The organism is Amycolatopsis sp. NPDC051371 (assembly GCF_040682155.1).
In the GTDB taxonomy this organism is placed as follows: Bacteria; Actinomycetota; Actinomycetes; order Mycobacteriales; family Pseudonocardiaceae; genus Amycolatopsis.
The window spans coordinates 10,896-32,534 of record NZ_JBFBAG010000027.1 but is presented as its reverse complement, the minus strand read 5'-3'; the positions used below and the strand labels follow the sequence as shown (position 1 = coordinate 32,534).

The 21,639-nt window shown below is 69.0% G+C and carries 19 protein-coding genes; 16 read left to right on the top strand and 3 right to left on the bottom strand.

Annotated elements, in window-relative coordinates:
- Nucleotides 1–8: 8 nt before the first annotated feature.
- Nucleotides 9–1,208: a hypothetical protein gene (locus AB0M59_RS29720; protein ID WP_364621474.1), complete on the bottom strand. Its 1,200-nt coding sequence runs from the start codon at nucleotides 1,206–1,208 to the stop codon at nucleotides 9–11.
- Complete coding sequence (locus AB0M59_RS29715; RefSeq protein ID WP_364621472.1) at nucleotides 1,201–1,554, bottom strand: hypothetical protein; 354 nt, start codon at nucleotides 1,552–1,554, stop codon at nucleotides 1,201–1,203. The genes AB0M59_RS29720 and AB0M59_RS29715 overlap by 8 nt, the downstream gene beginning before the upstream one ends.
- A 422-nt stretch (nucleotides 1,555–1,976) precedes the next feature.
- Between AB0M59_RS29715 and AB0M59_RS29710 the strand changes: the two genes are divergently transcribed.
- Nucleotides 1,977–3,161 (top strand): cytochrome P450, encoded by a 1,185-nt coding sequence (locus AB0M59_RS29710; protein ID WP_364621469.1) that lies wholly within the window; start codon nucleotides 1,977–1,979, stop codon nucleotides 3,159–3,161.
- Here the strand turns inward: AB0M59_RS29710 and AB0M59_RS29705 are convergent.
- Complete coding sequence (locus tag AB0M59_RS29705) at nucleotides 3,115–5,463, bottom strand: LuxR C-terminal-related transcriptional regulator (RefSeq protein WP_364621737.1); 2,349 nt, start codon at nucleotides 5,461–5,463, stop codon at nucleotides 3,115–3,117. The genes AB0M59_RS29710 and AB0M59_RS29705 overlap by 47 nt on opposite strands.
- A gap of 799 nt (nucleotides 5,464–6,262) precedes the next feature.
- Between AB0M59_RS29705 and AB0M59_RS29700 the strand changes: the two genes are divergently transcribed.
- The 15 genes from AB0M59_RS29700 (at nucleotide 6,263) to AB0M59_RS29630 (ending at nucleotide 21,632) form a co-directional block, all read left to right on the top strand.
- Entirely contained in the window at nucleotides 6,263–8,173 is a 1,911-nt protein-coding gene (locus AB0M59_RS29700; RefSeq protein ID WP_364621466.1) for a S53 family serine peptidase, read from the top strand.
- Nucleotides 8,174–8,254: 81 nt separating this feature from the next.
- Complete coding sequence (locus AB0M59_RS29695) at nucleotides 8,255–9,124, top strand: L,D-transpeptidase (protein WP_364621464.1); 870 nt, start codon at nucleotides 8,255–8,257, stop codon at nucleotides 9,122–9,124.
- A gap of 33 nt (nucleotides 9,125–9,157) precedes the next feature.
- Complete coding sequence (locus tag AB0M59_RS29690) at nucleotides 9,158–9,892, top strand: hypothetical protein (RefSeq protein ID WP_364621461.1); 735 nt, start codon at nucleotides 9,158–9,160, stop codon at nucleotides 9,890–9,892.
- A 133-nt stretch (nucleotides 9,893–10,025) separates the two neighbouring features.
- A complete protein-coding gene (locus AB0M59_RS29685) occupies nucleotides 10,026–11,132 on the top strand; it encodes a hypothetical protein (RefSeq protein ID WP_364621458.1) in 1,107 nt (368 codons plus the stop codon).
- A 24-nt stretch (nucleotides 11,133–11,156) separates the two neighbouring features.
- The gene (locus tag AB0M59_RS29680; RefSeq protein WP_364621455.1) at nucleotides 11,157–11,630 is read left to right on the top strand and encodes a hypothetical protein; all 474 of its coding nucleotides are present in this window, start codon (nucleotides 11,157–11,159) and stop codon (nucleotides 11,628–11,630) included.
- A gap of 108 nt (nucleotides 11,631–11,738) precedes the next feature.
- Nucleotides 11,739–11,936, top strand: coding sequence for a hypothetical protein (locus tag AB0M59_RS29675; protein ID WP_364621453.1), 198 nt, complete (start codon nucleotides 11,739–11,741; stop codon nucleotides 11,934–11,936).
- 2 nt (nucleotides 11,937–11,938) lie between these two features.
- Nucleotides 11,939–13,060, top strand: coding sequence for a 3-oxoacyl-[acyl-carrier-protein] synthase III C-terminal domain-containing protein (locus AB0M59_RS29670; RefSeq protein WP_364621450.1), 1,122 nt, complete (start codon nucleotides 11,939–11,941; stop codon nucleotides 13,058–13,060).
- The gene (locus tag AB0M59_RS29665) at nucleotides 13,060–13,608 is read left to right on the top strand and encodes an AbrB/MazE/SpoVT family DNA-binding domain-containing protein (RefSeq protein WP_364621447.1); all 549 of its coding nucleotides are present in this window, start codon (nucleotides 13,060–13,062) and stop codon (nucleotides 13,606–13,608) included. Before AB0M59_RS29670 ends, AB0M59_RS29665 begins: the two co-directional genes overlap by 1 nt.
- Entirely contained in the window at nucleotides 13,605–14,669 is a 1,065-nt protein-coding gene (locus AB0M59_RS29660) for a tyrosine-type recombinase/integrase (protein ID WP_364621444.1), read from the top strand. Before AB0M59_RS29665 ends, AB0M59_RS29660 begins: the two co-directional genes overlap by 4 nt.
- A 1,041-nt stretch (nucleotides 14,670–15,710) precedes the next feature.
- Nucleotides 15,711–16,472 carry a 3-oxoacyl-ACP reductase FabG gene (gene fabG / locus AB0M59_RS29655; RefSeq protein ID WP_155542942.1) on the top strand — a complete coding sequence of 254 codons (762 nt, stop codon included), beginning with the start codon at nucleotides 15,711–15,713 and terminating at the stop codon, nucleotides 16,470–16,472.
- A gap of 5 nt (nucleotides 16,473–16,477) precedes the next feature.
- The gene (locus AB0M59_RS29650) at nucleotides 16,478–16,930 is read left to right on the top strand and encodes a MaoC family dehydratase (RefSeq protein WP_364621441.1); all 453 of its coding nucleotides are present in this window, start codon (nucleotides 16,478–16,480) and stop codon (nucleotides 16,928–16,930) included.
- A 168-nt stretch (nucleotides 16,931–17,098) separates the two neighbouring features.
- The gene (locus tag AB0M59_RS29645; RefSeq protein WP_364621438.1) at nucleotides 17,099–18,124 is read left to right on the top strand and encodes a phosphotransferase family protein; all 1,026 of its coding nucleotides are present in this window, start codon (nucleotides 17,099–17,101) and stop codon (nucleotides 18,122–18,124) included.
- A complete protein-coding gene (locus tag AB0M59_RS29640) occupies nucleotides 18,125–19,348 on the top strand; it encodes an acyl-CoA dehydrogenase family protein (RefSeq protein ID WP_364621436.1) in 1,224 nt (407 codons plus the stop codon).
- On the top strand, nucleotides 19,345–20,529 hold the full coding sequence (locus AB0M59_RS29635; protein WP_364621433.1) for an acyl-CoA dehydrogenase family protein: 1,185 nt from the start codon (nucleotides 19,345–19,347) through the stop codon (nucleotides 20,527–20,529). Before AB0M59_RS29640 ends, AB0M59_RS29635 begins: the two co-directional genes overlap by 4 nt.
- A complete protein-coding gene (locus AB0M59_RS29630; RefSeq protein WP_364621431.1) occupies nucleotides 20,526–21,632 on the top strand; it encodes an acyl-CoA dehydrogenase family protein in 1,107 nt (368 codons plus the stop codon). The genes AB0M59_RS29635 and AB0M59_RS29630 overlap by 4 nt, the downstream gene beginning before the upstream one ends.
- Nucleotides 21,633–21,639 lie beyond the last annotated feature (7 nt).

Here is a 21,639-nt window from a genome sequence, read left to right as displayed (position 1 = left end):
AGACGAGATCACGCCGTACTGCCGCTGTGCTGCGAGAAGCTTAGTTTCTCCGCCAGGCGCTGCACTCGGTCCTGGTCGATCAGGTCTCCCACCGCTGCCAACCACGCCAGCCGATCACCGTCGTCGACAGGCAGACGCTCAGTTTCGGGCCACCATGCCTTGGTGTCGCCGGTCTCGTCCGGAGCGGGTGTCACTGACGGCTGTGACAGGCGCGCGACGACGGCAGAAATCGCCATCTCGATCTCAACGGCTGTAGCCATCGGTCCGGCGTCATCACCATCGAGACGCAGGTTCCCCAGGTCATCGAGTACCGGGCGCTGCATCGATGAGCCGATCAGCTGATCGACGATGAGCAGTGCATCTTCGATCTCGACCAACTGTTGAGTGAGGGTGAGCGGTGGCCGGCGGCGAAAGGCGAGCAGAATCCGCACTCGCCGCCAGAGACGCTCGATCGCAGCTTCCTGGCGTCTCGTCTTACGGCGGTCGAGCCAGTCGAACAACGTGCGGGTCGCCGCGGCGAACAGAGAGCCGGCGACGAACAGCACCAGACCGGTAGCGTCGGTGAATACCGCGAAATGACTGCCGCGGGGTGGATGGTGCGCATCGACCAGCAAGCGGAGGACCACGCCGAACCGCCAGGTCAACCCGACCAGCGATACCGCGACACCCAGCTGGGCCAAGGCGACACCGCCGCGCACTCCGGCCACCTCGCCCACGGCTATCACGGTCAACCCGAGCAGGAGCAGTGCGAGCCAGCCGACCATGTAGGCGAGGTAGATCGCGCTGTAGAGCTGCGAGGGCAGCGTCGGGTTCCGCGGTGACCCGAACCAGGACGTATACGCGCCGGCCTGCGCATACAGGGCGACCATCGCCGCGGCACAGGTCACGAAGATCGCGATGACGGCCGGCATGGGGAGCCGAAGCTGCCCCAGGGTGTGCAGGAACCCGGCAGTGAAGACCATGGCCAGCATGGCCAGCAAGTTGTGCGCCACGATCGCGACGTTGTGCAGGCCGGTCAGGCGGTCGGCCCAGTCCAAAGTCATCGGGTCCCCGGCGGCCAGCGACAAAGCCATGCAGGCGATGCCGGCGGTCATGAAGTGGCGGCTGAGTACGTAACCGACACCACGGTTGACCAGCGCTTTGCGAGCTGATTCGGCCACGCCCGCGGCCGAGGCGCTGTACCAGAGGAGGGAGACCGCGTCAGGCATCGGCGCACAGGTGCCGGCGGGATCCGAATGCCGCGCGCAGCGCTGTCCGGCCCGGCGGGAGCCGTTCGCGGTGACGCGCTGCCCCGGCTCGCACGTGCGCCCGCAGCAGGTAGGCGAACTGCTCGGCTTCGGCCTCCCGGTGGTCGCCGGGGTGCGTGCGGCGACGGCAGAGGTGGTCGCCGGGGTGATCCAGGACCCAGTGCCCGACCTCGTGGAACACGATGTGCGCGACGTGCGCGGGCGCGGCCTTCGCCGCGACCATGAGCCAGCATTGCTCCCTCGCGCGCACCAGCAGGCCGGTGGCCCCGCCGCGCGTGCTCGGCATCCGTCCGAGGACGACGGTCATTCCGCGTTGCGTTCCTACCGCGCGGAGGAAGGCCCGCAGCTCGAACGGGTATCGAATCGGCAATGTGGCGATGATGGTGTCGCAGCGTCGGATGAACTCCCGATCCTCGCGTCCTGTGGTGTTCACTTTCTCCCCTGAATGTCCGTCGGATCCAGCCCGGTCCCCACCGGCTGCCTTGCTTGCGCTCCCCCCGCTGATCTTCATCGCAGCAGGTCAGAACGTTGCGGCCATAGTGACGGACACGATCGGCAAGCGAGGTCCTTTCACGCCACATACGGCCCACATGTCGGCGTTGCGGGGTCCACATACTTTCCACCGACACCCGCCGAGTCCCTTGCTCTAGACCACTCACGGCCAGTAGCCAGGTGGTTATGGTTTCGCAAGCGGGGGGCGCTACGGCGCAGGGGTCAGGGACCGATCCGGTGGATCTGGCGTGGTCGTTCAGCCACCTCGATCCCACCATCGCCGAGACCGCCTACGAGACGCTGGGGGCGATCCGCAGGGGCTGTCCGGTGTCCCGCAGCGGCGAGCTCGGCGGGTTCGTGCTGGTCACCGGGTACGACGAGATCCGGGAGGCCGCGCGCGCCGCGGACCGGTTCAGCGCGTACGTCGACGGACTCGGCGCGGCGGCGGTGGTCGCCGAAATGCGGGAAGTCGTCGCGCCGATGTTCGAGACCGACGAGGCGCACCACCACCAGTGGCGGCGACTGCTTCAAGACTTCTTCACTCCGCAGGCCGCGGCCGCGCAGGAGCAGTACGTCCGCGCGGTCTGCCGGGAGACGCTGCAAGAGCTGATCTCCCACGGTGCCGCCGACCTCATCAGGGCCTACACCCGTCAGGTGCCGCCGCTGGTGATCGGGCGGGTGCTCGGGCTGACCGAGCTCGAACGCGCCTGGCTGTCCGAGCACGTGCGCGCCCTCTACGGCGCCAAGACGCTCACCGAGGCCAAGCAGGTCGGCCGGATGTACGCGGACTTCCTGCTCGAGCGCATCCACGAACGCCGCGCCCATCCCACCGGCGATCTGCTCTCGGCGATGGTGACCGCCGAAGTCGACGGGCGGGCCGCTGACGATGACGAGCTGGTCAAGATGACCATGCTGCTGGTCGCGGCCGGGCATCTGACCACCGCCGACGCGTGCGCCACGGCAATTCTCCAACTGGTTGAGGAGCCGGCCATGCGCGAGCGTGTGTCCGCCGACCCGACCGCCCTGGAGGCGTTCGTGGAGGAACTCGTCCGCTACGAGCCCGCAGTCGCGGCAACCGGGCGCACCGTGACCACCGAAACCCGTCTCGGTGGCATGCCGCTCTCGCCGGGGGATCGACTGCTGCTGGCGTGGGGCAGCGCCAACCGCGACGAACGCGTCTTCGACGACGGCGACATCTTCCGCCTCGACCGTGAACGCACCACGCCGCAGCACCTCGGGTGGGGCTCCGGCGAGCACCGCTGCCTCGGCCGGCACCTCGCCCGCGTCGAACTGCGCGTCATGCTCACCGAGTTGCTAAGTGCGCTTCCCGGCTTCCGGTTGCAACCTGGCGCCGAGGTGCGGCGGACGTTCGGTGTCATCCGCGGCGTCGCGTCGCTGCCGGTGCAGTGGGAGCGCCGGTAGGCGCGGACCGGGCCCAGTACCAGTCGGCGAGCTGCTGACGTCCCTCGAGGTCCAGCAGGTCATACAGCGCGGTCAGCTCGTTCTCGACAGTGCGCGCGGAGAACTGCACGATGGCCGCGATCTGCTGGTTCTTCAACTTCTTCGCGACCAGTCGGGCGATCTCCCATTGCCGCTCGGTCAATGTCGGCTCAGGGACAGTGTCGGCGTCGCCGAGAGCGAGAGCCATGATCTGTTCATCGGTCAGCATGCTGCCCTCGCGGTAGGCCACCGTCGACGCCACCGGCCCGAGTACCAGCGCGATCGCAGCGGTAGCCCTTCCGCGGTGGTACTTGAAGCCGGCCAGGCCGTTGTAGTGCACGCCGTGCCGAGCCTGCAGACTGTCCGAGCCGCCGATCCGTCGCGCCGCGCCGACGAAATCGCCGGCTTGTGCGCACTCCCAGGCGTTCTTCTCCACCCACCACCCGGGCCCCCACAAATCCCCAAGCTCGATCTGCCGTCGCAGCGGCGCACGGTTGTTCGTGACTGGGTCGGAACACGCGGGCAATCCACGGGTCCACTCTGCCCACGTCAACGCCCACTCGGCGCCGCGACTCCGAGCTTCGGCGACGCAGCGTTGCGACATCCGGTCCGCTTCTTCCGCCGGCCCGAGCAGCCCCGCCGTCATGGCATGGAACAGGTCCGCCATGTACGCCAGACCGTAGGCACCTACAGCCCGGAAACCCGCACTGGCAGCCGCCAGCTTCGTAAACCCACTCCGCTCCCCCAAGGCCAGTGCCTCATAGGTGCCCTCGACAAGCTGTACTGCCGGAGCATCTTCCTTGCCCGCATCACATGCTAGGCGCCGGCACTCGTCCAGATGGGTCTTTCCGCGCTCATGGTCGCCGAGGGCGATCCAGACCCAGCCCGCCATCGCCAGCGCCGAGATCCGCACATCCGCCGCCTCGGTAGATACCGCGCGGAGCAGGTCTTCGACCAGGCGGCAGACCTGAATCTCGGTGGCGAAGAAGAACGGTGCCCGGGTCAGCAGTACATCGACCATGATCGCCAAGCCGCGCTCTGCTTCGTCACGTTCCGCACACCACGCCACCGCCGCAGTGATATTGCGGGATTCGGCATTGACCAAGTCCAGCCACCGGACCTCTTCGGGCCCGAACCACCTGTCGGCCGCCTCACGGACCAACCCGGCAATCCAGGCGCAGTGGCGATCCCTTAACGAGCCCAGTTCGCCGAAGGCGCTCAGACGGCGAAGGCCGTACTCCCGAAGGAAAGTGTGCTGACGGTATCGCGCATCCGACGATGCGCCCTCGATGACCGAGTACCGCACCAAATGGTCCAAGATCGCAAGAACCTCATCATGGTCAATCAGCTCGTCCGCGCACACTTGTTCGGCCGCCTCAAGGGTGAACCCGCCGGTGAACACCGTCAGCCGTGCCCACACCCGCTGTTGCTGCGGCGAGCACAGGTCCCATGATTCGCAGATGGCGATGTCGAGCGCGAGGTGGTGCTTCGGAATCCCACGCGCGCCGGGGCCGTATCGCAGGGAAGCGCCACCCTGCAAACGATCAAGTACCACCGCCGGTGCCCTGCCCGCGGCCAGCTGAGCCGTCGCCAGTTCCAGGACCAATGGAACACCGGCCGACCAGCGCACCAGATCGACGATGGCCGGCCAGTCGTCTTGCTCCGTCAATGGTCGGCCGATGGCACTAGCACGGTCGGCCAGCAGACGGACCGCCTCGCTCTGGCCTGCCGCCGTGCGGTCGGCGTGCTCGGCCGGGATCGACAGCGGGTCGAGGTGTACGACGTGCTCGCCGTGGATATCCAGGTACGCGCGGCTGGTGGCCACGACTTGCACCGCGGAGGTCTCGGTGATCAGGCGCTCAACCAGCTCGGCGACCGCGTCGAGCGCCGGCTCGCAGTTGTCCAGCACGATCAAGACGCGCCGATCTCGGGCGTGCTCGATCAGCACGTCCACGGGCTCGGAATTCGGCTGGTGATGTGAGATACGTAATTCTGCGATGAGCAAATTGCAGATTCGCTGCATAACGTCAGCGGTGTCGGCTTGGACGCCGATCTCGGCCAGCCGGATGAACACTGCCGCGTCGTACTGCTCGTTCATCTGCACGAGCATCTCGCCGGCGAGCCGCGTCTTCCCAACACCCGGAGAGCCGGTCAGAGTCACGATCCGGGCGTCGCCATTCAGGCGCTCACGGACACTAGCCAGCTCGCACGATCGCCCGAAGAATGTCGTCAGCTGGGCACCGGCACGCGTTGACCCAACTGAACTGCGAACATGTCTATTCATCATGCCGAGCAGGCATGCGCCAGTCGGCACCGCTCACAGGCGTGTTCTTTACTGAACTGGTCCACGCTTTCCCCTCCCCGTACCACTCCGACTCGCCACCCCGCCAGCGGACCGATGCCCGCCGCAAGCCGACCGGTGGCGTTCACCCCACATGTGCAGCGTCCGCGGCAGATGTCGTACCACGTGTAGCCTGCGAAGATCATCCACTCGCTAGCGCAGCACCCGATCGGGTTAATCGCCAACACACTGTCCGCATCGAAGTGACACCGGGCGGTGAGTACTCGTTTCGGTCACCCGGCAGAAACCATCGTCGCAACCAGGTTGACGACGCGCACGCCTGCGGATGCTTGCCGCTACTGCACGCAGGATGACACACATGCACACCCATCCGTGCCAGCAGATTCACCACAGTCGTTGACTTTTATCTAGAATTGGTTAGTGTTCGTCTCAGCAAGGCAGACTCGTGCTCCACCCTGGGGAGGCGTGGAATCCCGCACGGTCTGCCCAACACGTAGGGACATTCTCGTGTTTCCATCATCTACACCGCGCAGTACGCACATCGCACGCGGACCGCCGACGACGCACACGCGACGGTAGGACATCGTCACCCGTCTCACGCTGCTCCGAGACTCCTCGATCAGCGAACTTGCACGTCTGGCACCACATGGTCGGTTCCGCGCCCTGTGACGTCTCCGCTCAGCCCACTTCGCGCATCCCTGGCTGCGGCACGAGGCCCATCCATCAGCCCATCGCATTTCGGCTGATTGGACTTTCCCTTTCACCACAAGGAGAAACCTCGATGCACAGCCGTCTTTGGCATACCCTTTCCGCGACTGCGGCTCTACTGGCCACTGCAGCCACCACCGCACTGACCGTCCCGGCCGACAACTCCGGCGATCGCGCACCCATCGCCGGGAGCACTCCAGCCTGGGCCACCCCGCACACAGAAGTCGCTCCCACCAATGGCAGCACCGTCCGGCACATCAAGGTTGCCCTGGCGCTGCGCGACCAGGCCGACGCCGAACGACTCGCAGCACTACTGGCCACACCGAACAGTCTCGAACGCGGCCAGTTCCTGTCTTCACAGCAGTTCCTCGACCGATTCGCACCCACGCAGGACACGGTCGATCAGGTATCGCAGTGGCTGGCCACACAGGGCCTGCACGTGACCGGCGTCAGCGCCAACAGGCACTTCGTCGACGCCGAAGCCCCGACCACCGCGCTGGAGTCGGCGTTCGGTACGAGGATCGCCGCATTCCGGACCCGCGTCGACGGAACCACTCGCACCCTCACAGCCCCGACATCACCGGTCACCGTGCCGACCTCGCTGCACGCCTCGATCACCGCCGTACTCGGCCTCGACGACAGCGCCGCTCTGCTCAAGCCCCAGCACACCCGCCCGACCGTGACAACGGCGGAGCAACACTGCGCGCGCTGGTGGGGTGAGCAGAACAACACCGACGTCCCGCAGAAGTACCCGGCCGGGTTCCAGTCCAACTCGCTGTGCGGCTACACCGGCACCCAGGTCCGCGCGATGTACAAGCTCGGCGCCGGAAACACCGGCCAGGGCACGACAATCGGTGTCGTCGGCGCGTACGACTCCACCACCGTCGTGGCCGACACCAACCAAGCCGCCGCCCAGCTCGGCGTACCGCCACTCGCCGCGGGCCAGTACAGCGCCGTACTGCCTCAGGGAGGGTTCACCGACGCGACCGAGTGCGGCGCCGAGGGCTGGGCGGCCGAGCAGACCCTGGACGTGCAGGCCTCGCACACCATCGCCCCAGCTGCGAGGATCCGCTACTACGCCGGGAAATCCTGCATGGGCACCGGGCTCTACGACGCGTTCAACCAGGCCGTGACCGACAACGCCGTCGATGTGATCAGCAACAGCTACGGCAACGCCGACGGCGAAGCCAGCTTGCCGCAGGCGGCGCGGGACCAGTTCAACAGCATGGCGCTGCAGGCCGCGATCCAGGGCCAGACCATCACCGTGTCCACTGGCGACGCCGGCAACAACGCCGGCCCCGTCGGCCGGCCGGCCGCCAGCTTCCCGTCCTCGAGCCCCTGGGTCGTGGCGGTCGGCGGGACCAGCGCCGGCCTGGACCAGAACAACCAGCCCAAGGTGCTGACCGGGTGGGAGAACAGCGGCAACACCCAGGCCGGCACCACCTGGGCGCCGCAGCAGGACGCTGACGGTCCGTTCGCCTCCGGCGCCGGCGGCGGCACCTCCTCGCTGTATGACGCGCCGGACTGGCAGGCCGGCGTCGTCCCCGGCGCAGGCGGGAAGCGGGCGGTGCCGGATATCGCGGCGCTGGCCGACTCCTACACCGGGATGCTGGTCGGGCAGACCATCAAGGGCCAGTTCGGCATCGGCTCCTACGGCGGCACCTCGCTGGCGTCACCGCTGATCGCCGGGCTGGTCGCCGACGCCCAGCAGGCCCGCTCCGGTAATGCCCGGGCCGGGCTGCTCACCCCAATCCTCTACCGCCTGCGCGGGTCCGGCGCGATCGCCGACGTCGTGCCGCAGAAGGCCGGGGTGTGGACGCCGATGATGCACGCCTTCGGCGGCGTCGCCGTCCCAGGCGGGCAGGGCAGCTACCTGATCGACTTCGACGCCCGCCCGCAGAACCTGCAAAGCGGCCCCGGCTGGGACAACGTCACCGGCCTCGGCACCCCCACCGACGGGTTCATCGGCGCGCTTTCCCAGTAACCACAAGCGCTTCCGCGGTGGCCCGCTCGAGTGCGGGCGGGCCCGCCGCGGCCTCCAACGACACTGAGGAAGGACTGTTCCATGTCCGAGACGCCACAGCCAGCACCGAATAGGTGGCGGGTGCTCGCGCTCTGGCTCGCCGGGATCGCGCTGGTCGGCACCGCCGGCGCACTGCTCGCACCATCGCCGCCCGCGCCCAACCCCGCCCGCGGCACCGATCCGGTCGAATTGGGCGTCGAACTGCACGCCCCGGTCGTGGCCGCCCGCGCGGTCCCGAATCTGACCGGGCTGCCCGAAGCCAGCACCTTCGGCACCATCCCGGCCGCCCCGCAGGACGCGACCGCAAACGAGGTCCCGGACGGGCAACTCGTGCACCCGACCGAGCCGGTGCCGGTGTTCGACCAGCCCGGCGGGGCGGCCATCGCGGCCCTGCCGGCCACGCAGCTGGGGTCCGACACGTGGGTTCCGGTGATCGCCGACGAGCCGGGCTGGGTGCAGGTGCTGCTGCCGTCACGGCCCAACGGCTCCACCGGATGGTTGTCCAATCAGGACAGCACGCTCACGATCAGGTCGACGACCGACCGGATCGTCATTGACCGGGCCGCTTTCCAGCTCACGCTGTATCGCGACCATCAGCAGATCGGCACCTGGAGCGTCGGCGTCGGCTCTGCGGCGGCACCGACCCCGGCGGGGCGGACGTTCGTCCTCGCGTCGATGACCGACGCGAAGCAGAAGTTCAGCCCGGTGATCTTCCCGCTCGGAATCCACTCCACGACCTATTCGACCTACGGCGGCGGGCCCGGCACCACCGGCATCCACGGCTGGCCCACCACCGACGTGTTCGGCCGACCGTCCAGCGACGGATGCATCCGCGTCCCCGCCGACGCCCTCGCCACCTTCACCAACCCCTCCGACCCGGTGCCCATCGGCACCCCGGTCCTCATCCGCTAACCCATCCACACCAACACTTTTCGGAGACTCGTCATGAACACCACTCGCACTGCGCTCGCCGCCGCCGGAGCCGGCGCGCTCCTTATCGGCACGCTCACCACGCTGGCGTCCAGCTGCACTCCGGCGACCGCCGCGCCGCCCGCCCTCGCGGCCGCGGCGGCGACATCGACGGCGACCGGCATCTCCGTCTCCGGCGGAGAGCACCTCTCCGCCCAGCCGAGCGTGTCCAGCAGCGGCGCGATCAAGTCCGCCGGCGGCTCGGTCTCCAGTCCCAGCAGCGCGGTCGTGGCCAACGGCATCAGCCTGCAGGCCGGCGCCGGCTTTGCCGAAGCCCGTGTCGCGTCGGTGCGGGTCGGCGGGACGACGGTCGGGCCGTTCACCGCGACCTGCCGTAACGGGGCCATCACCACCAGCGCCCCCAAGGGCGGCAGCGGCAACCTCACAGTCTCACCCGGCGGCCACGGCACTGCCGGGGTCATCACCGTCACCACCAACACCGCCCCCACCCGCACCAACGGCTCCGGCGGACCGACCTCGCCCAAGCCGGCCGCGGGCACCGCGATCACGGTCACCGTGGCGACCGTCAGCTGCGGCGCCGGAACCCCGCCGCCGACCGGCACCCGCCCGGCCCCGACGCACAAGCCCGGGTCTCCCGAGACGTCCCGGCCGGGCAAGCCCGGTGAACGGCACCAGCAGGGCGACAACCCGGGTGACCGGACCGCGCCCAAGCCGCAACCGAAGCCCGGCCACGTCGCCGTCACCGGCTAGCCCGCAGGCCGCGCGGGCCCGCACCCTCACCCCCTCCAACGCGGGCCCGCGCACCCTCTTCGCTCCCACGTCCCGCCGGGCCGCCCCTCCCCACGCCCTCACAACCATCCGATTTCGAACAGGGGAGATCCTCATGTCCACGCTCGTTTTCAGCCACCCCAGCCACGGTTACCCCGACCCGACCACCTCCGAGGACGTCCGGGCTGTGCACTTCGTCGGCTCCCTGCCCACCGCCCTGACCGGCGACCACTACGCCACGATGCAGTGGTTCCTCGACCACGCACCCGACACGTCGCTGACCGGGCTGCCGTGCGACCCGGACCCGCGATGGATCATCGACTGGCTCGACGGCCTCGCCGCCGTCAACGCCCTCGAATCCGTCCGCACCGGCCATTCGGCCGACTACGACGACATGCCGACTTACCGCCTCAAGCGCGGCCACTGGCTCGAATCCGAAGACCTGTCCCTCGGCCGCGCCGCACACACCGACGCCGTCATGGCCGCCCGCGCCCGACTGCATGACGACCGCGACTTCCCGCCGCACCAGGTGTCGATTCCGAATCCCTACGACCTGGCGCTGTTCACCTTCGGCAGCCCGACCGCGGCGGTCACGCACCTGCCGGTATTCCGGCGGGCCGTTCTCGACGACGTTCACACCATCCACCGCCAGCACGGCAGCCAGGTCGTCTACCAGCTCGAGACCCCCGCGGTGCTCGCGACGCTGGACCGCACGCCGCGGCCGCTCTGGCCGGCGGCGGTTCGCGCTCTGGCCAAGCAGGTCGCGCGGGTCTTCGCCGACGGCCCGCGCGAGGCGACGTGGCGGATCCACCTCTGCCACGGCGACCTCGGCCACCAGCCGCTGTTCGCCCTGACCGACCTCGTGCCCGCCGTGCAGTTCCTCAACGCGCTGCACAAGCAGCTGCGCCGGCTGCGGATCCCGATGCCAGCCGTGCACATCCCGATGTGCACCGGCACCGACGCGCCCCCGACGGAGCCGCATTTCTACCGGGCGCTGCGGCACCTGCGCCGCGACATCGACGTCATCGCCGGGCTCGTCGACGAGACCCACTCCAAAGACTCCCGCGCCGCGCTCGGGCTGGTCGAGGCCGAACTGGACCGGCCCGTCCTGGCGGTCGCCGCGGCCTGCGGGCACGGCCGTCGGCTCGTCCCCGACGCCGTCGCCAACGCCGCACTTGCCTGCGAGCTCGCCCACCACACCACCGACACCCCTGCCCGCTGACCCCACCCCGGAAGGACCGTCGAGATGGACACCACGACCACGCCGATACTGTCCGCGGCCGGAGATCTGGCCGGCGAAGACGAGACCCTCAAACCGATCCTGCGCGCCGGGATCGTGCCTACCCGCTCGTTGTCCGGCGGTCGGATGCACCTGCCCGGCGCGACCACCCTTGCCCCGCAACGACACGACACCACCGAGACCGCGATCGCGGTCATCAGCGGCCACGTCGCCGTCCTATCCGGCGCCGCCATGCAGGCCTTCCATCCGCAGGCCGGCGACATGATTTACATCCCCGCGACTCTGCCTTACGCGGTGGTCAACCTCAGCAACAACGCCTCCGTCCTCGCGCTGGTCTTTCGCACCGACCCCGGCTTCGACACCGACGTGCACCGCATGCCCGAACTCGACCACGCCGCGCGCGAGAAGATCCCCGACCTGCGCCGTACCCACCACAAGGCACTGCTCTCGCGGCGCAGCGCCCGCGCCCGCCACCCATAACAAGCTTCTCCCGTTCCCGCCGTCCCTGCGGCCACGCCACCTGCCGAACCACCCCGGCACGTCCCCGTCACCCGGCGTGCCCATCCACCCGCTCGACCGGGAGACCTCATGCGCACCTGGATCACCGACACCACCCGCGGACTACTCGCCGACCGGCCCCCCGGCGGACCGGTCACGCTCGACGAAATCGCCGCCTGCGCCGGCATCACGACCCATCACCTGCGGGCCTACTACAGCTCGGTGATTGCCATCATCAACGACCTCGCATCCGGCTCGACGGAGCCCACCCACGGTGGGCGGTGCTGACGATGCGCTGGAAGAACCTGCACCTGCGCGGCGTCGGCGCCGCGCTCGGCGACCTTGTCGCCGTCGAGAACCTCGAGACCGAGCACACGCCGCGCGCAGCGACCAGCCAGCGCGCGGTGTCGATCGCCTCGGGCAGCACCGGGATGGATCTGGCCGTGCGTGCCGCGCGCAACGCCCTCGCCAGCATGGCCGTGACCACCGTCGGCCCGCTTCCGGTGCCCGACCTGCACTTCCATGCGGCAATCTGGCGCGGCAGCCGCGGCATCGACTTCTGGTCCCGCGCCGCGTACGTGCGCTCCCGCCTCGGACTGCCCGCCGGCCGCGGTATCGCCTCCGAGCTCAATGCCATGAGCAACAGCCTCGTCGGCGGCATCGACATCTCCGCCCGCGTCCTCGCCGGCAGCCCCGACCTCGACACCGTCCTGCTCACCGGCGGCGAAACCTTCGGCCCACCCGCCTTCGACCACCTCACCGCCGACCACGGCATCGCCTACGGCGACGGCGGCTCCGCCCTCATCCTCGGCCGCCAACCTGGTCTCGCCCGCATCCTCGCCACCAGCTCCTACACCGACCCCACTCTCGAACAGCTCCACCGCGGCAACGATCGTTTCCTTCCTGCCGGCACCACGGAACTCGGCATCGAACGGATCCGCGAACGCAAACGTCAATACATCGACGCCGTCGGCACCGCCTCGATCACCCGCCGCAACCACGACGGTGTCCGCGCCGTCATCGACGAAGCGCTCCGCGACGCAGACCTACGTCTCGACCAGCTGCGCTGGGTGCTGCTGCCGCACTACGGCCGGCACCTGCTCGACACCCACTGCCTACAACCACTCGGCATCACCGACGACCGCACCCTCTGCCACGCCGGCGACCAATGGGGCCACATCGGACCCAACGACCAGATCGTCGGCCTCGCCCACCTACTCACGCGCGGCGCGGTTGTCCCCGGCGACCACGTCGCTTTGCTCGGCATCGGTATCGGCATGACCTGGACCGCCGCGATCCTCCGCATCGACGCCGCACTGCCCGGATTGGCCATCTTCGCCCCGACCTTGCGCTGGCCTTGGCAAGCGAGTTCAGGGGATTCGCAGCCCAAACAGCACCTAGGGGGCTCCTGATGCCCAACTGGAGAGATGTCGACAGCCGAGCGCACAATCCCGTCGATCTAGACCTCAACCACGAACCCGTCGCCGGACGACCGGCCGACAAGGCCGGATCCGCGGCGGCCGATCGCATCTTGCGGGCGGTGATACCCGACGCCCTCGCGGCTGTCGAACCATCCCCTCCGGAGCCGTTGCCGGTGGCTCGATTGCTCTCGTCACGTCGCGACGACTCCATGACCTTCGCGCTGCCGCGGGTCGACCGCGCCGGCCGGGCACACGACCAACAGGTTATCAACGCTGCAGCGTGGACGGCGGGCGAGAAGGTCGAGGTCATCGCGACGACCTACGCAATTGTGTTCCGTCCCCGCCCGGACGGGCTTTCCACGGTAGCGCCGACAAGATGCGTGTCCATCCCCGCAGCTGCGCGCCACCGGTTCGATATCAAAGCCGGCGACCGCGTCCTGCTCGTCGCGATCGAGCCCCATCGGATCGTCGTCGCCTATCCGCTCACGACTCTCGACAGAGCCCTCGCAGCCCTCCACGCCGCCTCGCCTGCACTATGACCACGCACCTCGCTACGACGGCCCAGGATGGCAACCCTCAGGCGCTCAGCCGGGATACCGATCTTCAGACGGCGAAACTCCTCCTCGACCGGCTCGGCGTCACCGCCGAAGAGATCACGGCGGCCGAGCAGATGGCGAGGAGCACCGTACCGACCTTTAGCGAGTACATCCCGATCGTGGCTGCTGCGACTTCCCCGAAATCAGCTGCAACCTGGTCGATCTACTGGCGAGTCCTCGGCAAGAAGTGGCCTGATCGTCCGATTGACGAGCCGACCACGTCGGAGTTGAAGGCCCTGGCCAACGAGGTACAAGCACGCGCAGCGATGCGTCCGGGAGCCCGTGGAGGCCAGGCAGCCAAGGCGACATTCACCGACGCGACAAGAACTCTGTACCGCTATGCGGTGGACGACAGGCTCGTCCGAGCTTCGCAAAATCCGGCGATGGGGCTCAGGAAGCCTCGACAGCGAAAGAACCTACGGCGAGCGCTCACCGCCCGACAGCTGATGGAGATCAACGAGGTCGCCGCGACGACCGGAACCGACCCCGCTCTGGATACCCTGCTCATCCGACTCCACACGGAAACCGCGTGCCGGCGAGGCGGAGCACTGGCGATCCGGCCATGTGACGTCAACACCGAGCTTTGCCTACTCAAGCTGAGGGAGAAGGGCGGCACGACGCGCGATCAGCCGATTTCTCCCACTCTCGCATGGGGTCTGCTGGAACACGCCGAAGAGCGTTCTCGCCACCTGACCGAGTACGACCAGCTTCTTCGGCACCGCAACGGTAACCCGGTCCGCTCCACGAGGTACGAGTCGTTTTGGAGGCGGCTCAGCAACCACCTGCCATGGATCCGGGAGTTGGGGATCACCTCGCACTGGATCCGGTACACGACTCTCACGTGGGTCGAACGAAATTACGGCTATGCCGTGGCGGCGACGTATGCAGGTCACACGGCCGGCTACCAGACCGGCAGTACCTTGACCTACGTCGCCGCACCGCTCGAGGAATTGGCCGCAGCGTTGGCAGCTTTGACGGCAGAGCCACACCCACTTGCGGCGTAGGCAAGATGACAACACGACGCATGACACCGATCCGACTCAGAAAGCCCGGTCGACAAGCAGTCCGATAAGGCGGAGCCGTAGGCGCTGTGCTGACTGCGGCAAGTCTTGCACTGAGGTGCGCCACCCTGAAGTGGTCGGAGGCGGCCGGTGATCTCATTGTCATATAAGTCGTTATACGAACTCTCGTCATGCGGACGCAGCCGGTCGCACTCAGCCTTCGACGGAGCACGTTCCCGCGGCGGCGGCGAGCGCACCGTACGCCAGTGCGCCGATCGATGAAGTGTCACACCGGAGCAGGATCACCCGGCGCAGGGATCTGCAGCAGACAACCAGCCCGTAGCTCGCGAACTTGGCTCCCAGGATCCTTCGCACCGCGATCGGCGTACCCGCCTTCATAACGGCTTCGACCAGAGGCGGCAGTTTGTCCGGGTGTAGCCGGCTCGCTCGCGAGCAGGAATAGGGACGCAGTGACCCCCGACCCCCAGGGCAGCAGACCTCTGAAACACACTGTCCAGGCCTGCGTCGTCGTACTCGCCGACGTAGCCAGCGTCCGGGGTCACGGCCGGAAGGCCCAACCGGAGCTGACGCTGGATCCAGCCGAGCTCGAGGCGGTACGTCGCCAGCGCCCGATTTTTGCCGGCGTACCGGCTGCGGTCGACCAGAACCGGCCGCCGGTAACGCCGGCCGCGGATGAGGTGCTCAGCCTTCTGGAGGAACTTCTCCCCAGTCAGCACAATGCCGCCGCCCAGGCGATCTCAGCGCTCGATCGCGATGTCCACGCCGGCATCACCGCACCCGGATATTCCGAACAGACGCCATGCCTCTACCACAACAAGTTCGGTAAGTCAAGAGTGCAGCATGTCGGACAACCCGAAGTGCTACCTCCATACGGCGCAGTCGACTTCCCCGCCATCTGCCATGACTATGATTCTGCGCATGGTGTCACCACTTTGGGGATCACTCCCGCGTATCGTCGAGAAACCGACCGCTTAGTAGGCTCGCGGGCACGAGCCCGCTTTCTCAACGACGAGGAGGTCCCCCGTGACCGATTCCCCTTCCCGTGTCGCCGTGGTCACCGGTGCCGGCCGTGGCATCGGCGCCGCCGTCGCGGCGCGGCTGGCCGATGACGGCTTCGCCGTCGCGCTGCTGGACTTGGACGAGGCCGGTGTCAAGCAGGGCGCCGAGGCCATCGTCGCCAAGGGCGGCAAGGCCGTCGGTGTCGCGCTGGACGTCAGTGACGCCGAGCAGGTCGAGGCGGCCGTCACCCGGGTCGCCGACGAGCTCGGCCCGCCGGTCGTGCTGATCAACAACGCCGGCATCACCCGCGACAACCTGATCTTCAAGATGACCGAGCAGGACTGGGACTCGGTGCTCGGCGTGCACCTCAAGGGGTCGTTCCTGATGACCCGCGCGGTGCAGAAGTACATGACGCAGGAGAAGTACGGCCGGATCGTCAACCTGTCGAGCACGTCGGCGCTGGGCAACCGCGGCCAGGTCAACTACTCCGCCGCGAAGGCCGGCATGCAGGGCTTCACCAAGACCCTCGCCATCGAGCTGGGCAAGTTCAACGTCACCGCCAACGCGATCGCGCCGGGCTTCATCGCCACCGACATGACCGCCGCGACGGCCGAGCGCCTCGGCATGGGCTTCGAGGACTTCAAGGCCGCGGCGGCGACGCAGATCCCGGTGCAGCGCGTCGGCACGCCCGACGACATCGCGAACCTGGCATCGTTCCTGGTCAGCGAGGGCGCCGGGTTCATCTCCGGGCAGGTCATCTACGCCGCCGGCGGACCGAAGGACTGAGGCAGATGCGCGAGTTCGCTTCTTTGGACGAGTTCGCCGCCGCGGTCGGCGAGCACCTCGGGTACAGCGAGTGGCACACGATCACCCAGGACCGGGTGAACAAGTTCGCCGACGCCACCGACGACCACCAGTGGATCCACGTCGACGAGGCGATGGCGGCCGCGGGCCCGTTCGGCGGCACCATCGCCCACGGCTTCCTGACGCTGTCGCTGCTCTCGGCGTTCGGCCCGAAGATCTACAAGGTCAACGGGATCAAGATGGGGATCAACTACGGCCTCAACAAGGTCCGCTTCCCGCAGCCGGTGCGGGTCGGCTCGAAGCTGCGCGCCGGTGCGGAGCTGATCGAGATCACCGACATCCCGGGCGGCAAGCAGGCGGTGTCGAAGTGGACGGTCGAGATCGACGGCGAAGCGAAGCCCGCTTGCGTCGCCGAGTGGGTCACCCGGTTCCTGGCGTGACGCCCGCCCGAGGCGGCACTTTCCCGTGAAAGTGCCGCCTCGGGCTCCCTGTACGTCATACCGACTAGTCGGTATGCTGCCCTGCGAGAAGCTGTGCTGTCCGGGGCTCCGCCCCGAGCCGGGGGCTCCGCCACCCGGACCCCCTGAAAGCATTTGTGAGGAGGCACGATGAGCCGCACTGACCCCCCGGGTCTCGCCCTGGGCCGCCTGCGCGCCCACCTGGACGCGCACCGGCCCGGACTGGTCGCCGGGGAGCTGACCGCGGACGTCGTGGAGGGCGGCCGGTCGAACCTCACCTACGTGGTGGGTGACGGCCGGTCGCGCTGGGTGGTGCGCCGCCCGCCGCTCGGGCACGTGCTGCCGACCGCGCACGACATGACCCGCGAGTTCCGCGTGATCTCCGGCCTGCGCGACACGGCCGTGCCGGTGCCCGAAGCGCTGCTGCTCTGCGAAGACGCCGACGTCGTCGGTGCGCAGTTCTACGTCATGAGCTTCGTCGAGGGCACGCCCTACCGGACCGCGGAGGAACTCGCGGACCTCGGCGAGGCACGCACCCGGGTCATCGCCGACGCGCTGGTCGACACGCTCGTCGACCTGCACGCCGTCGACCCGGCCGCCGTCGGGCTCGGGGACTTCGGCCGGCCCGAGGGCTTCCTGGAACGGCAGCTGCGGCGCTGGAAGAAGCAGCTCGACGCGTCCCGCAGCCGTGACCTGCCCGGCATCGAGGAGCTGCACGACCGGCTCGCCGCGGCGGTGCCGGTGTCGGGGAAGCCGTCGATCATCCACGGCGACTACCGCTTGGACAACGTCCTCGTCGACGGCGACGACAAGATCTCCGCGGTGCTCGACTGGGAGATGTCGACGCTGGGCGACCCGCTGACCGACCTCGCGCTGCTGGTGGCCTACGCCGAGCGCGACAAGGTGTCGCTGCAGTTCGTCTCGAACGCCAGCTCGGCGCCGGGCTACCCGACCACCGACCAGGTCGTCGCCCGCTACGCCGAACGCTCGGGGCGGGACGTCGCGCAGCTGAACTGGTACGTCAGCTTCGCGTTCTTCAAGCTGGCCGTGATCCTGGAGGGCATCTACTACCGCTACCAAAAGGGCCAGACGGTCGGAGCGGGCTTCGAGGGCGTCGGGGCCGGCGTCCCGCTGCTCATCACGCACGGCAACGAGATTCTCAAAGAGGAGAAGTAAATGGACTTCGCGTTCGACGAGAAGACCGAGGAGATGCGCGGGAAGCTCCTCGAGTTCATGGACTCGCACGTCTACCCCGCCGAGCCCGTGTTCGAGCGGCAGCTCGCCGAACGCGACGCCCCGTGGGCCATCCCGCCGGTCATGGACGAGCTCAAGGCCGAAGCCCGCAAGCGCGGCCTGTGGAACTTCTTCCTGCCCGGGGACCACGGCGCGGGCCTGACGAACCTGCAGTACGCGCCGCTCGCGGAGATCACCGGCCGCAGCATCCGGCTCGCCCCGACCGCGCTCAACTGCGCCGCCCCGGACACCGGGAACATGGAAGTGCTGGCCATGTTCGGCAACGACCAGCAGCAGAAGCAGTGGCTGGACCCGTTGCTGAACGGCGAAATCCGCTCCGCGTTCGCGATGACCGAGCCGGACGTCGCCTCCTCCGACGCCCGCAACATCGAGACCGCGATCCGGCGGGACGGCGACGAATACGTCGTCAACGGCCGCAAGTGGTACATCTCCGGGGCGATGAACCCCGCGTGCAAGATCTTCATCGTCATGGGCAAGACCGACCCGGACGCCGCGCCGCACAAGCAGCAGAGCATGATCCTGGTCCCCCGCGACACCCCCGGCCTGACGGTCAAGCGCGGCATGCACGTCTTCGGCTACGACGACAGCGACCACGGCGGGCACGCCGAGGTGCTGTTCGAGGACGTCCGCGTGCCGGTGGAGAACCTGATCGCCGGTGAGGGCGACGGCTTCGCGATCGCCCAGGCCCGGCTCGGGCCGGGCCGCATCCACCACTGCATGCGCGCCATCGGGATGGCCGAGCGCGCGCTGGAGCTGATGTGCCGCCGCGCGATCTCGCGCGAGGCGTTCGGCAAGCCGATCGCGCAGCAGGGCGTCGTGCAGGACTGGATCGCCGAGTCGCGCGTGAAGATCGAACAGCAGCGGCTGCTCGTGCTCAAGACCGCGTGGCTGATGGACACCGTCGGCAACCAGGGCGCGCACACCGAGATCCAGGCGATCAAGATCTCCACCCCGGCCGCGGTCGAGTGGATCCTCGACAAGGCCGTGCAGGTGCACGGCGCGGGTGGCGTCAGCCAGGACTTCCCGCTGGCGGCGATGTGGGCCGGGAACCGCACCCTGCGCCTGGCCGACGGGCCGGACGAGGTCCACAAGCGCTCACTCGCCCGGCGTGAGCTGAAGAAGTACCTCTCGGAGGGCGCGAAGTGACTGTCACCGCCGAAGACCTGAGCCGCCAGGCCAGCGAGTTCCTGGCCGCGCACGACCCTGAGACGACCGAGCGGATGGACTTCCTGCGGGCCCGGTTCGACGCCGGCCTCGCCTGGATCCACTTCCCCGCCGGCCTCGGCGGGCAGAACGCGCCGCGCGCCTTGCAGTCCGTTGTGGACGCTGTGTTCACGGAGGCGGGCGCGCCGGACAACAACCCGCGCCGGATCGGCATCGGCCTCGGCATGGCCGCACCGACGATCCTCGCCTTCGGCACGCCGGAGCAGCACGAGCGCTTCCTGCGTCCACTGTGGACCGGCGAGGAGGTGTGGTGCCAGCTGTTCTCCGAGCCGGGCGCCGGCTCCGACCTCGCGGCGCTGGGCACGCGGGCCGTGCGCGACGGCGACGACTGGATCGTCACCGGCCAGAAGGTGTGGACCTCGGGCGCGCACGAGTCGCAGTGGGCGATCCTGGTCACCCGCACCGACCCGGACGTGCCGAAGCACCAGGGCATGACGTACTTCCTGTGCGACATGACCGCGCCGGGCGTCGAGGTCCGGCCGCTGCGCCAGATCACCGGCGAGGCCGAGTTCAACGAGGTCTTCCTCACCGAGGTCCGGATCCCGGACACCCAGCGCCTCGGCGCGGTCGGCGAGGGCTGGAAGGTCGCGCAGACGACGTTGATGAACGAGCGCGTCGCGATCGGCGGGCACGTCCAGCCGCGCGAAGGCGGGCTGATCGGCATCGTCGCGAAGACCTGGCGCGAGCGGCCCGAGCTGCGGACGCCGGAGCTGCGTGACCGGCTCGTGCAGCGCTGGGTCGAGGCGGAGACGCTGCGGCTGGCCGGCACCCGGCTGCGCCAGCAGCTGACGAAGGGCGCGCCCGGGCCGGAGGGCTCGGCCATGAAGGTCGCGTTCTCGGAGCTGAACCAGGCGCTCACCGGCCTGGAGGTCGAGCTGCTCGGCGAAGAGGGCCTGGCGTATGACGACTGGACGTTCCGGCGGCCGGCGATCGTCGACTTCACCGGCCGCGAAGCCGGCTACCGCTACCTGCGCGCGAAGGGGAACTCCATCGAGGGCGGCACCTCGGAGGTCCTGCGCAACATCATCGCCGAGCGCGTGCTGGGGCTGCCCTCGGAGCCGCGCGTCGACAAGGACGTCGCCTGGAAGGACCTCCCCCGATGAGCCAGACTCAGCCCGATCTGCTGTATTCCGAAGTCGAAGAGGACCTGCGGGCCTCGGTCCGGGACCTGCTCAAGGCGAGGGCGAGCGCCGAAGCGCTGCTGGCACGCGTCGAGACGGCCGAGGGCTACGACCTGAAGCTGTGGCGCACGCTGGCCGACGAGGTCGGGGTGGCCGGGCTGGCGGTGCCCGAAGAACTCGGCGGGCACGGCGCGTCGGCCCGCGAGGTGGCGGTGGTGGCCGAAGAGCTGGGCCGCAGCGTGGCGCCGGTGCCGTTCCTGGGCAGTGTCGTGCTGGCGACGACGGCGCTGGTCCGCGCCGGTGCGGGCGGCTTCGTCCGCCGGCTCGCGGCGGGCTCGGCGATCGGCGCGCTGGCCGTGCCGTTGTCGACGGCGCCGGGCGCGGGTTTCCCGTCTTCGGTGACGGCGGCCCCGGACGGCACGCTGTCCGGCCGGGTGGGGACGGTCGCCGACGCGTCGGTGGCGGATCTGCTGGTCGTCCCGGCCGCGGGGCCGGACGGACCGGCGCTGTACGTGGTCGAGGCGTCGGCGACGACGGTGACCGAACTGGTGTCGTTCGACCTCACGCGCCGGGTGGCCGACGTCGTGCTGGACAACGCGCCGGCCGTGCTGGTGGCGTCGGGTCCGGACGCGGCTTCGGCGCTGGAGGAGGCTCTCCTGTTCGGGGCGGGCATCCTGGCGTCGGAGCAGACCGGCATCGCCGAGTGGGCGCTGACGGAGACGGTGTCGTACCTGAAGGGCCGCTACCAGTTCGGCCGCCCGGTGGGCGGGTTCCAGTCGCTCAAGCACCGGCTGGCCAACCTGTACACGGATCTGGTGCTCGCCCGCGCGACGGCCCGGAACGCGGCCGACGCGCTGGCCACCGGCACCGACGTGCCGGTCGCGGTGGCCGTCGCCCAGGCCCGCACCGCCCCGATCGCCGTTCACGCGACGGAGGAGGCCATTCAGCTGCACGGTGGCATCGGGATGACGTGGGAGCACCCGGCGCACCTGTACCTGAAGCGCGCCAAGGCGGACGAGCTGGCGCTGGGGACTCCGGGGAAGCACCGGGCCCGGCTGGCCGAGCTGGTGGACCTGCCCGCCTGAGAGCCGT